This window comes from Ruminococcus sp. Marseille-P328 (assembly GCF_964249465.1).
Lineage (GTDB): Bacteria > Bacillota > Clostridia > Lachnospirales > Lachnospiraceae > Blautia_A > Blautia_A faecis.
In genome coordinates this window covers 142358-154721 of the sequence record NZ_CAXUBQ010000003.1, presented here as the reverse complement: position 1 = coordinate 154721, position 12364 = coordinate 142358, and the positions used below count along the sequence as shown (strand labels likewise).

The following is a 12364-nucleotide window of genomic DNA, read 5'->3' as shown; positions in this document are numbered from 1 at the left end:
GTGGAAAAGAGGTTGAAAAAATGAAGAAAAAAGGTTTTATCATAGGTGGAATCTGTCTTGCTGCTATAGTTGGTATTCTTGGTTACAATCATGAAGCTGTTCGTGTGGTTTTTCATAATGTATACTCTCCATCAGTGAAATTGGATGATTCTTCCAAATGGAATGGTGGAAAAGCTTATGAGAAGCTGCCATATTCTGAGGCTTCCGAAAATGATTATCTGGATCTGTATGTGCCGGACAGTGAAGAACCTATGCCGTTGATCATATTGGTACATGGGGGCGGCTTCGTATACAATGATAGCCAGTCCCGTCAGGCGCAGCTGATGTACCGCTATTTCCGCGATCATGGATATGCATGTGCATCCGTTAACTATCGTCTTGCCCAGGAAGCAGCCTTTCCGGCAGGAGTGGAAGATGTGAAATCAGCGATCCGTTTTCTTCGTGCAAATGCAGAGAAATATGGATACGATCCGGAGCGTTTCGCAATCTGGGGAGAGTCAGCTGGGGGGTATTTATCAGTGATCTGTGGCGCTTCCAATGATGAGGAATTTAATAGTGTTCCATTTATCGGAGAAGATGAGAACCATCCTGTTTCCAGTGAAGTTCAGGTGATTCTGGACTATTACGGCTGTATGGAATTCGGAACTATGGAAGATGATTACAGGGAGCTGAGGATTCCAAAAATTGTCCGCTGGGCGGCCAGCCTGTGGCTTCAGGGAGCAATTAAAGATACCGGCTACGAAGATGTAGAATCTTATTGGATGCGCAAGGATGTAAAAACTCTTACTGAGGATGAGAAAAACAACTATAGTCCATTATATTATATTGAGAAAAATTTTACGGAGAAAAACAGCCCGGATATATTGATCTGGCATGGTGATGCGGATTTAGATGTTCCGTATCTGCAGTCTGAGAGACTGAATGCACTGCTTACAAGAATTGTTGGGACAGATAAGGTGGAATTTAAGCTTTTTCATAATTATAAGCATGCGGCAGATCAGCTGTACAGTGATGAAAATCTGGGAATCCTGAAAGAATATCTGGATGAGAAATTTGCATAAGGGAAGTCGCATACATTAATATGAGCGTGATTACCGGAGAATCGGCAGACACATAAGCTGACAGAAACGAAGAAAATATCTGGCACAGGGCAGAATTGCCCCGTCAGATATTTTTTTGCCCTCAAATAAAAAGGTTTTAACAAAATCTGTCAAAACCTTGAAAAAGCTAAATGGGTTTGATATGCTATCTATGTATATCTTTTGATGAGTTGTGAGTCATTGTTTACAGGTAATATTCTGTGCGGGTAAATTTTGCACAGAATTGCAGCACAAGGTGATCATTGTGCACTTAGTGAACAGTGCTATTTTATATAGTAGGGAGAAACTATGAAAATAGAAAAGAAATTATGGATTACCCTGTTCGTATTTGGATTGTTTGCAATTGGTTTTTCAGGTTGGATATTCAGTCAGAGTACAGCCAGGGAAAAATTGCTCTGGGATAATACGATTAGGTTTGAAACAAAAAAACTGACAGATGGAGAAATCAAATCAGAGAATATTGCTCTGCCCGAAGACTTCGATGATCCCAGATCAATCTTATTTAAAACCACACACACCATTGCAGAAGTGTGGCTGGACGGAGAAAAAATATACGAATACGGAAATGAAGAAGATGCTCCCAGCTTTATGAAGTCACCGGGAAGCTGCTGGCACATTGTGAATATTCCGGAAGACAGCGCTGGTAAAAGTCTTGAGGTTAGAATTATTCCAGTATATGACAACTATTATGGAAATGAAGTCAGCATTGTATACGGAACACGGGGCAATTGCGTTCTGAAAATTTTAATGGACAGCTTTAAAACCCTGTTGCTCAGCTGCGGGATCCTGTTTGCAAGCATCATCTGCCTGCTGCTTTATTTGGGAGCAGTGCGAAGAAAAAGAAGAGACAAGACAGAAACGAAGATAGAGGTCTTTTTAAACCTTGGATTTTTCTCATTGCTGATTGCAGTATGGACACTGGCACAATGTGGATTCCTGCAGTTTTTGATTCCGGATGGAAGAACTTTGTATTTTGTAGATTATTTTTCATTCTTCCTTTTCCCGGTACCCTTTAATTTTCTGCTATATGATATCTGCAAAAGCAGATACCACAAAGGTGCATTGATTTTTCCCATTCTTTATCTTGCGAATATGGCAGCTGACGTTCTGCTTCAGTGTACGGGAATTATTGATATATTCCGGCTGCTTCCCGCAACCCATGTTATTATGGTTGCCAATGCAGTTTACACAGTTGCCCTCATTCTTTACGAGGCCAGAAAAGAAGGCAACGATGAAGCCAAGAAATTCCAGTATCCTATGTGTGTGCTCATAGTATTCGGAATGGCAGAAATGTTCCTTTATTATTTGAGGGAATTTCAACAGACATCCATTTTGCTTCCCATAGGAACCCTGCTGTTTATCATTATGCTGATCTGGATCCAGGTTTCCCAATATTACGATCAATATATCCAGAAACAAAAGGTGATCTATCTGCAGAAAATAGCTAACATGGATATGCTCACAGAGGCCATGAACCGAAACGCTTACGAGGACATGGTGAAATATCTGGATGAAAGTGATATTAAACTTCGTACAACAGGTGTAGTTCTGTTTGATCTGGATAATCTGAAAGTGATCAATGACAATTTTGGGCATGAAAAGGGAGACGAAGCGCTGAAGCTATGCTATCAGTGTATCAGTCAGGCATTTCAGAATGTAAAGAACTGTTTTCGGATTGGCGGCGATGAGTTTGCATATGTATATCATAGCGATGAGAAGGATATGATTCCGGAACGGCTGAAGGCGCTTGAGCTGATTTTGAAAAAAACAGCGGAAATGCACAAGCTGGATTATCCACTCAGCATGTCAGCAGGATATGCTTATTATCAGCCTGATATAGATTTTGACTTTAAGGATATTGTAAGACGAAGTGATACCATGCTGTACCGTCAGAAGCGCAGGAAAAAGGTGGCGCGGTCAACCGGTCTGGATAAGATGCTTTCCCATATGGGAAAGCAGTCGACTGAGGAGATCACAGATGAGGTGATCCTGCAGGAGAAAAAGTTTCAAAGCATGTCTGTGGATGAGCTTTGCAGCGTGATTGATCTTCTGAGCCCCACTGCAGATAATTACCCATATGTGGTTGATTTTCGGACGGATTTTTATTACATAGCAAATCAGGCACTTGAACGCTTCTGTATTCCGAAAAATGGTTTTCATAATGTAATTTCGAAGCATAAGGAATTTGTATATGCACCGGATTATGAAAAACTGAAAGCAGAATTTGATGACCTCCTTAAAACAGACCGCTGCACTCATAGCATGGAATATCGATGGCTGGATCTGAAAAAAATGCCGATCTGGATTCATTGCAAAGGTTATCTGGTTCGTGACGACAACATGAAACCACTTTACATGATTGGCTGCATTAATGAGATTGGAGAGAGACAGAAGGCAGATAATGTAAGCGGACTATTGGGAGAGTCTGGGTTCCGGGAGTATATGAACCAATTGGATACTCCTTTGGAAACAGGATATCTGCTTCGTATAGGAATTGATCATTTTAAGGAGATTAATGATAACTTCGGACAGGAGTACGGTGACTTTGTACTTAAGAAATCGGCGGAGTGTATTTCCGGCTGCATATCAGAAGGACAGAAGGTGTACAAGCTTGTGGCAGATGAATTTCTGATTCTGGATGTTTCTTCTGACGAAGCGAAGGATGCGGATAAGCTTTATGATAAAGTGAGAGAGGCAATAGACAGATTTATTGAAACCAATGAATTTAAAGTCATGTATACGGTTTCTGGAGGAATTGTGCCATTTGCGGCATTAAAAGGAAATCAGTATGCAGAAGCATTGAAGCTGACAGATTTTACCCTGAATGAGGCAAAGAAGCTGGGAAGAAACCGTTGTTATATATTTAATGGGGAAACCTACAGAAAATTTCTTCGGAAAAGGGAGATCACCCAGGAATTGCGGGAAGCTGTGATCAATGGATTCCAGGGCTTTACAGCTTTTTACCAGCCTGTATTTGCTGAAGACAAAAAAGTGCCTTATGGAGCAGAAGCTTTAATGCGTTTTACCTCTGAAAAATTCGGAATGATTTCACCGGCGGAGTTCATTCCCATTCTGGAAGAAACAGGTCTGATTATTCCTGCTGGCCGCTGGATGATGAAAGAGGCTATGGGAAAATGCAGTGAGATCAGGAAGATACTTTCAGGGTTCCGGATGAGTATTAATATTTCCCAGGTACAGGCCTCTAAGTCTGATGTGATTCAGGATATCAGTGCAGAAATGAAAAGGACAGGGCTGCCGCTGGAAGCGGTGATCGTGGAATTGACAGAGAGCGATCTTCTGGAACAAAATATAAATGAGAAGCATTTTCTCACAGAACTGAAGCGAATGGGAATCAGTCTGGCGCTGGATGACTTTGGAACCGGCTACTCGAACTTCCATTATCTCAGCGAGCTGAAACCAGAGATCATTAAGATCGACCGTTCTTTCACTGCGAAAGCAGTTGCAGATGAGCAGGAATATTATCTTCTGAATCAGTTTTGCACCATGATTCATAATCTGGATATGAAGATTTGTATCGAAGGTATAGAAAGTGCCCAGGAATGGCTCAAAATCCGAAAGCTGTGCCCGGAATTCACACAGGGATATTTCTGGGGGAAGCCTTGTGGGTATGAAGAGTTTGTGAGAAAATTTGTACAAGAAAAATAAGAGAAATCCGGTACAAAGTGTATAAAAATGCTTTGTGCCGGATTCTTTTTTATGTGTGTATAAAATAATCTGCTACAGCACATAAAATTAAAAAAATGTAAAATACAAAAGTTTTAAAAATACATTTTAAAAACTTGAAAAAATATCAGTGATAAGCAGTTAGGAAATGAGTGAGAAAATGGAAAAAAATGATAGAGATAATTTGATACTGGATGTTGATGGCAATAAATTAGATAGATTTTGCAAATTGACGTTGCGTGGGATTTAACCTATAATGAAATTAGTTTTATGAGTGAAATGGGGGAAACTATGCGCGTTGATGAGGTCATGACAGAAATTATACAACGGTGCAGATTGTATGGGGCACAGAAGATAATTCTGTATGGATCCCGGGCAAAGGGAACTGCGACAGAGCGGAGCGATATTGACATTGCAGTGTCTGGAGTCGCTTCACACGAAATTCTTGATTTGCAGGAGAATTTAGAAGAGATTCCAACATTGTACACAATTGATCTGGTTGATCTTGATACTTGTCAGAATCAGCTGTTGTTGGAGGATATAAAACAATATGGACGAGAAATTTATAAGAAGATTTGAGTCGTTTAGAAATTCACTGGACTCTCTGGCGGAGGCGAAACAGCGTGATTTGTCAGATTCTTTTGTACTTAGTGGAACCAGTGCTAAATTCAGTATTACATTTGACTTGGCGTGGAAGGTTATGAAAGATATTCTGGTACAGTATTATGCAATAACTGGATTTGTCACTGGCTCACCAAGAGAAGTTCTCAGAGAATCATTTCAGGCGAATCTGATTACTGGTGATGAGTGGATGGATATGCTGAAAGTAAGAAATCAGCTTGCACACGACTATGATGGAGTGATTGTGAAAGAACATTGCGGGACAATTGTTCATGTGTATATTGATAAATTATACGATTTCAAAAAGGCTGTTGAAAAATTGCTGAAAGAATAATACATCGACCGGGGCATGCCCGGTCGGTTGTTTTTAGGGAGTTTGGGTTATGGCTAAGGTGTATTTTGTGAGGGAAGAGATTAGTATAGAGGTTCCGGTTGGAACCAGCGTTCTGGAGGCGGAGATTCAGGCGGGGCTTGCGCCGGATGTGCCTTGCGGAGGGCAGGGAACCTGTGGAAAATGTCTGGTGAAGGTAGATAGAAAGCCTGTGCTGGCATGTCAGACGAAGGTGGAAAAGGACTGTCAGGTGGAGATTCCCGGGAAGAAAAATAGAGGTAAAATTTTGAGCGAAGGATTTTCCAGAAAGGTGAATTTCCAGCCAGAATTGCAGGTGAAAACAGTGTGGCTGGAGAAGCCGGAGACTGGGGAAAAAAAGTCAGAGTGGGAGCGGCTGGTGGAAGACGTATATGGAATCTCAGACAATAAAAGAACGTCAGATGTAGATTATGGGTGTATAAAAACAGATGTAAAACTTGCCGGAAGTCTCTATGAAAAACGAATCTTCAATCCAGAGTGGCAAGTAGCCTATACAGATGAAGAAATCCTTGATTTAAGACCAATTGTTGGCGTCCATGAAGATTCTGTCCATGGAGTGAATAGTAGTGGTGAAAAAGGTGATGGGATTTTTACTGCGGCAATCGACCTTGGAACGACTACAATTGTGGGGTATCTTCTGGATGGTAGAACTGGGGAAAACTTGGCAGTAGAAAGTAGAATGAATCCTCAGATGCAGTATGGCGGAGACGTAATTCAAAGAGCCAATTATGCGCTGGAACATGGCACAGAAACGCTGAGCAAGTGCGTGCAGAAGACAATAAATAAAATACTGGAAAGTCTTATTGTAAAAACTCAAAAAGCTCCCAAAATAGCAAGTGGAAGGAAAAAAGTGAATGATCAAACTGTCAATGGCAAGACGAAAAGCGCTGAATGGATGCCTGGAGTGGAAGATATCTATCAGGTAAGTCTTGTTGGAAACACCTGTATGCACCACCTGTTTCTTGGAATTTACCCGGCTTCTTTGGCACATGCGCCATATACGCCTGCAATCAGTCAGTCCCTTACTTTGCGCGCAGCTGATTATGGTATTCACATCCACCCAAAAGGCCAGTTGCTCCTTCTTCCGAATATCGCCGGATACATAGGCGCAGACACCAGTGGCTGTCTTCTGGCTCTTCGACAGGATTTGAAGGATGAAATAACTTTAATGCTGGATATCGGAACTAACACAGAGATGATCCTTGGAAATAAATATGGCCTGGCAGCCTGCTCCGCGGCATCTGGCCCAGCCTTTGAAGGGGCGAAGATCCAGTGCGGAATGCGGGGGCTTCCGGGAGCTATTGATCATGTAAAATATGAAGATGGAAAATGGCAGTATACCACAATTGGCGGTGAGAAGCCTGTAGGCCTATGCGGTTCCGGGCTGATTGATCTGGTGGCAGAGCTTCTGCGTGCAGGTCTGTTAGAGGAAAATGGAATTCTTCACAGTGGGCAGGAAAGATCAGACACGTTTATGCTTGTGCCACCACAAGAAACTGTTTTTGCCCAATGTGAGCAGAATATGTCAGAGGATGCGCAAAGTGAGAAAACGGAGTGCCTACAGAGAAACGAAAAAAATGGGAGTGGGCAGTCGCGTTTTGAGAATGATTGCGGAGTCTATCTTACCCAGAAAGACATTGGCGAGGTTCAACTTGCCAAAGCAGCCATTGCCGCTGGAATCCAGCTTTTATTAAAGAAAAGAAGCATAGAAGAATCCCAGATCCAGACCGTGTATCTGGCAGGTGGATTCGGCAATTATATGAGTGCAGAAAACGCAGCCCGGATTGGGCTGATCCCGGAAAGCTTTGTGAAGAAAGTACAATGTGTGGGAAATATCGCCGGGGAAGGTGCTAAGATTGCATTGCTAAATAAGAATGAGCGTCACGAGATTGAAAATGCAGTGCGAAACATGGAATTTCTGGAACTGGCGGCCTGCCCGGAATTTCAGGATTGTTTCGTAGATGAGCTGGGATTTGAAAGGTAAAGAGATTTCCGTGTTTATTACAGGAAATTTTAGTGCTGATTTCAAATAAAATTAGTTGATTGTCTTGAAAAATGCTTGATTTGCAGGCATATTCGCAGGTTTGCAGATTGATTTTACTACTCATTTACTACTTTTAACGAATTGAGCCTTGATATGCAAAAAGCACCTGCGGACTGCCGGATAGACCGCTGCACCACCTTACGCGGCACGTCGAAAAGAAAAAATAAAATAAGCACCACCTATAAGGCGGCGTTTCTCACTCCTACACAGGAGAACAGGAACGCTGCTTTTTTTATGCCCTCGTGTTACGCAGTAAGGGCAAACAAAGCCTTGATTTATGCGGCTCTTAGAGCGTGGAAATGAGAAAGACAAGGGTTGATACCTTTTCCCTCAAAACCGCGTTTCTACTGCGTAACAAATCCAACGAAAAGGAGTGACGAAGCTATGGCAGTTTTCCGCGTGGAAAAGAACAAAGGTTATACCGTTATGAGCAACCACCATTTACGCAACAAGGAGCTTTCCTTAAAGGCAAAGGGCTTGTTGTCGCAAATGCTCTCACTTCCCGAAGATTGGGACTACACCCTTGCAGGACTGTCCCTTATCAACCGGGAAAAGATTGACGCTATCCGGGAAGCAGTACGGGAACTGGAAAATGCCGGATATATACAGCGTTCAAGGGAACGTGATGAGAAAGGATGCTTACGCGGTACAACGTATGTTATCTATGAGCAGCCGCCTAAGTTGGATTTACCTACATTGGAAAAACCAACATTGGATAATCCAACATTGGAAAAGCCTATGTTGGAAAAACCTACGTTGGAAAATCCAACGCAATTAAATAAAGAACTATTAAAGACTAACTTACCAACAAAAGAAAAATTAAATACAGATATATTAAGTACCCATTCCATTCCTTTCCATTCCCTAAATCCCTTTCCCTTAGAGGACGCGGCACAGCCGCCGGAACGGAAGCGAAAGGAAACGACAGACGCATATCGCGTGTATGAGGAAATCATCAAGGACAATATCGAGTACGACTATCTGATACAGGACAGATACCTTGACCGGGACAGGATAGAGGAAATCCTTGCCCTTATTCTTGAAACCGTCTGCACCAAACGAAGAACAATCCGTATCGCCGGGGACGACCACCCGGCAGAGCTTGTAAAAGCAAAATTTATGAAACTGAACAGCGAACATATCCGCTTTGTACTGGACTGTATGCAGGAAAACACCACCAAAATCCGCAACATCAAGCAGTACATGAAAGCTGCCCTTTTCAATGCCCCGTCTACGATTGGCAGCTATTACACGTCCCTTGTATCTCACGATATGTACGGCGGGCGCACTATCCAGTCGGCAAGAAGCAAGGGCATACCCGATTACACCTGCAACGAGGGCGAAAGCCTGTAAACCAACCTAAAGGAGGATTTTATGATGACACAGAGAACAGGAGCTTTGATTTTTGATGAAACCGCTGACCGCTACGACATTCGCTTTGACGTAAACGACTATTACGGGGGTTTGCATTGCGGCGACTGCATGGAGGTCTTTGTGCGGGGCAAATGGAAGCCTACCCGTATGGAGTACGGGGACAACTGGTATCTTGTAGGTATTCGGGCGGCAGACCTTTCCGGGCTGCGGGTACGGATTTAACAGGGCGGCGTGAAAGCGGACGCTCTTTTTTTCATGCCCGCCCCGCTTCCCGGCGGCGGGCATACCACCATAGAACACGAAAGGAGGACACCCATTGCAGGAGGAAACCAACGAAAAGACCATAGCCCTTTACATCAAGACCGGGAAGCTGACGGCGCAGCAGCTCCAAAAGGCTATGAAAGCCCTGCTTGCACAGATGAAAAAGCAGCATGACAGACAGAAAATCCCGCATGGAAAGCAGACCCTAAAGCAGCTTATGAAGCAGAACGCGGGCGTTTCCAACATTGAAATCACAAAGGACAATATCAAAGCCTTTGAGAGTACGGCGAAAAAATACGGGATTGACTTTGCCCTAAAGAAAGACAGCACCGAAACCCCGCCCCGCTATCTTGTGTTTTTCAAGGGACGGGACGCGGACGCACTGACCGCAGCTTTCAAGGAGTTTTCCGCAAAGAAACTGACGCAGGAACAAAAGCCCCCTATCCGAAAGCTGATTGTTTCCCTCAAAGAAAAGGCGGCGGCTCTGAACACACAGCGGGACAAAGTAAAAAACAAAGACAGGGGGATTGCAAGATGAACGCTATCAACTGGAAAAAACTGCTGCTTCCCAACATTCCCTATCTGTTCTTTGTGTATCTTTTTGATAAAGTCGGGCAGGCGGTACGCCTTTCGCCGGGGGCTGACCTGTCCGGCAAGGTGTTGTCGCTTGGGGAGGGATTTTCTATGGCTTTTGCAAACCCGCTTCCGAGTTTTGCCCCTATGGATTTGCTTATCGGTATTGCGGGGGCTGTCCTTATCCGGCTTATGGTGTACTTCAAAGGCAAGAACGCGAAGAAATACCGGAAAGGTATCGAATACGGCTCTGCCCGTTGGGGGACTGCCGAAGATATTAAGCCCTACACCGACCCGGTATTTCAGAATAACGTGCTGCTGACGCAGACGGAACGGCTTACCATGAACAGCCGCCCGAAGCAGCCGAAGTATGCAAGGAATAAAAATATCCTTGTTATCGGGGGAAGCGGCAGCGGAAAGACGAGATTTTTCGTGAAGCCCAACTTAATGCAAATGCACAGCAGCTACGTTGTAACCGACCCGAAAGGAACGGTTTTAGTCGAGTGCGGGAAGCTCTTACAGCGGGGCGGCTACCGGATAAAAGTGCTGAACACGATTAACTTCAAAAAAAGCATGAAATACAATCCCTTTGCCTATCTCCGCAGCGAAAAAGACATTTTGAAACTGGTAAATACCTTGATTGCCAACACCAAAGGGGACGGGGAAAAAGCCGGGGAGGATTTTTGGGTAAAATCGGAACGGCTCTTTTACTGCGCCCTTATCGGCTACATTTGGTACGAAGCCCCGGAGGAAGAAAAGAACTTCACGACGCTGCTTGAAATGATAAATGCGTCGGAAGCCCGCGAGGACGACCCGGAATTTCAGTCCCCCGTTGACCTTATGTTTGAACGGTTGGAGGAAAAAGACCCGGAACACTTTGCCGTCCGGCAGTATAAGAAATTCCTGTTATCTGCGGGAAAGACACGAAGCTCTATCCTCATTTCCTGCGGTGCGCGGCTTTCCCCTTTTGACATTAAGGAACTGCGCGACCTTATGGAAACTGATGAAATGGAGCTTGACACCATAGGCGACCGTAAGACCGCTCTGTTTGTCATTATCAGCGACACCGACGATACTTTTAACTTTGTGGTATCAATCCTTTACACACAGCTTTTCAATCTCCTTTGCGACAAGGCAGATAATGAATACGGCGGCAGGCTGCCCGTCCATGTGCGCTGTCTGTTAGACGAATTTGCAAATATCGGGCAGATACCGAAGTTTGAAAAGCTCATAGCCACCATACGAAGCCGGGAAATCTCCGCGTCGATTATCTTACAGTCGCAAAGCCAGTTAAAGGCAATCTATAAGGACAACGCCGATACCATAGCCGGCAACTGCGACACCACCCTTTTCTTGGGCGGCAAGGAGAAAACCACCCTCAAAGAAATGTCGGAAATCTTGGGGAAAGAAACCATTGACAGCTTCAACACTTCCGAGAACCGGGGGCGCGAGGTATCGCATGGGCTGAACTATCAGAAGTTAGGCAAGCAGCTTATGACGGAAGATGAAATTGCAGTCATGGACGGCGGGAAATGTATCTTGCAGCTACGAGGGGTGCGCCCGTTCTTCTCTGATAAGTATGATATTACAAAGCATCCCAACTATAAATACCTGTCCGACTATGACAAGAAAAATACCTTTGATATGGAAAAGCATTTAAGGCGCAGACCCGCCCTTGTGAAGCCGGACGAACCCTTTGACTATTACGAAATCAGTGAAGCAGATTTGCAGGAGGACACCGACCATGAATAGACGTATCCGAAAGAAAAAGGATAAGAAAATCACAGAAGCCATAAACGGGCTTATTTTCATTGCCGAGCGACGGGAGCAACAGCGACAGACAGCTATCCGGCAGTTTGTAAAACGGTGTGAAGCCCTGTATGAGCAGCAGCGAAAGGAGGAATTGACGCAGTAACAAAGAAACAGACAACTTACAGAATACGCGCCCCTACTGGAAAATCCATAACGCCCATACTTAAAAACTGAATACCGCCGCGCGGCAGACACATAGGCAGCGCGGGGACTTATGACCGCGGCAGTTACAAAACTGACCGCCGTTTTTTATGCCCTTTTATGGGGCAAGCCGCATTTGCGGCAGAAAGGAGCTTTATGGAATTTTTTAACTCTGCTATCGACGTATTACAGACCCTTGTTATCGCACTGGGCGCAGGCTTAGGCATTTGGGGCGTTATCAACCTCTTAGAGGGATATGGAAACGACAATCCGGGTGCAAAATCACAGGGCATTAAGCAGCTTATGGCGGGCGGCGGTGTTGCCCTTATCGGCACTATCCTTGTACCGCTTCTTTCCGGTCTGTTCGGATAAGTTTACGGAGGG

Annotated in this window: 11 protein-coding genes; all 11 read left to right on the top strand. The window is 44.3% G+C overall.

Annotated features, from left to right (window positions below; genetic code table 11):
- Positions 1–20: 20 nt before the first annotated feature.
- The 11 genes from ACESTK_RS03580 (at position 21) to ACESTK_RS03530 (ending at position 12352) form a co-directional block, all read left to right on the top strand.
- Complete coding sequence (locus tag ACESTK_RS03580; protein WP_373118708.1) at positions 21–1061, top strand: alpha/beta hydrolase fold domain-containing protein; 1041 nt, start codon at positions 21–23, stop codon at positions 1059–1061.
- A gap of 327 nt (positions 1062–1388) precedes the next feature.
- Complete coding sequence (locus ACESTK_RS03575) at positions 1389–4766, top strand: EAL domain-containing protein (protein ID WP_226814872.1); 3378 nt, start codon at positions 1389–1391, stop codon at positions 4764–4766.
- Between the two features lie 288 nt (positions 4767–5054).
- Complete coding sequence (locus ACESTK_RS03570) at positions 5055–5363, top strand: nucleotidyltransferase family protein (protein ID WP_226814871.1); 309 nt, start codon at positions 5055–5057, stop codon at positions 5361–5363.
- The gene (locus ACESTK_RS03565) at positions 5335–5739 is read left to right on the top strand and encodes an HI0074 family nucleotidyltransferase substrate-binding subunit (RefSeq protein WP_118577587.1); all 405 of its coding nucleotides are present in this window, start codon (positions 5335–5337) and stop codon (positions 5737–5739) included. The genes ACESTK_RS03570 and ACESTK_RS03565 overlap by 29 nt, the downstream gene beginning before the upstream one ends.
- A 49-nt stretch (positions 5740–5788) precedes the next feature.
- Positions 5789–7759, top strand: coding sequence for an ASKHA domain-containing protein (locus ACESTK_RS03560; protein WP_373118705.1), 1971 nt, complete (start codon positions 5789–5791; stop codon positions 7757–7759).
- Between the two features lie 444 nt (positions 7760–8203).
- The gene (locus ACESTK_RS03555) at positions 8204–9172 is read left to right on the top strand and encodes a DUF6017 domain-containing protein (protein WP_015529214.1); all 969 of its coding nucleotides are present in this window, start codon (positions 8204–8206) and stop codon (positions 9170–9172) included.
- A gap of 24 nt (positions 9173–9196) precedes the next feature.
- Positions 9197–9415 (top strand): DUF5348 domain-containing protein, encoded by a 219-nt coding sequence (locus tag ACESTK_RS03550; RefSeq protein ID WP_015529213.1) that lies wholly within the window; start codon positions 9197–9199, stop codon positions 9413–9415.
- A gap of 94 nt (positions 9416–9509) precedes the next feature.
- The gene (locus tag ACESTK_RS03545) at positions 9510–9992 is read left to right on the top strand and encodes a PcfB family protein (protein ID WP_107572487.1); all 483 of its coding nucleotides are present in this window, start codon (positions 9510–9512) and stop codon (positions 9990–9992) included.
- On the top strand, positions 9989–11779 hold the full coding sequence (locus ACESTK_RS03540) for a VirD4-like conjugal transfer protein, CD1115 family (RefSeq protein ID WP_117443085.1): 1791 nt from the start codon (positions 9989–9991) through the stop codon (positions 11777–11779). The genes ACESTK_RS03545 and ACESTK_RS03540 overlap by 4 nt, the downstream gene beginning before the upstream one ends.
- Positions 11772–11942 carry a hypothetical protein gene (locus ACESTK_RS03535; RefSeq protein WP_164468384.1) on the top strand — a complete coding sequence of 57 codons (171 nt, stop codon included), beginning with the start codon at positions 11772–11774 and terminating at the stop codon, positions 11940–11942. The genes ACESTK_RS03540 and ACESTK_RS03535 overlap by 8 nt, the downstream gene beginning before the upstream one ends.
- Positions 11943–12136: 194 nt before the next feature.
- The gene (locus ACESTK_RS03530) at positions 12137–12352 is read left to right on the top strand and encodes a Maff2 family protein (protein ID WP_009906233.1); all 216 of its coding nucleotides are present in this window, start codon (positions 12137–12139) and stop codon (positions 12350–12352) included.
- Positions 12353–12364: the final 12 nt, after the last annotated feature.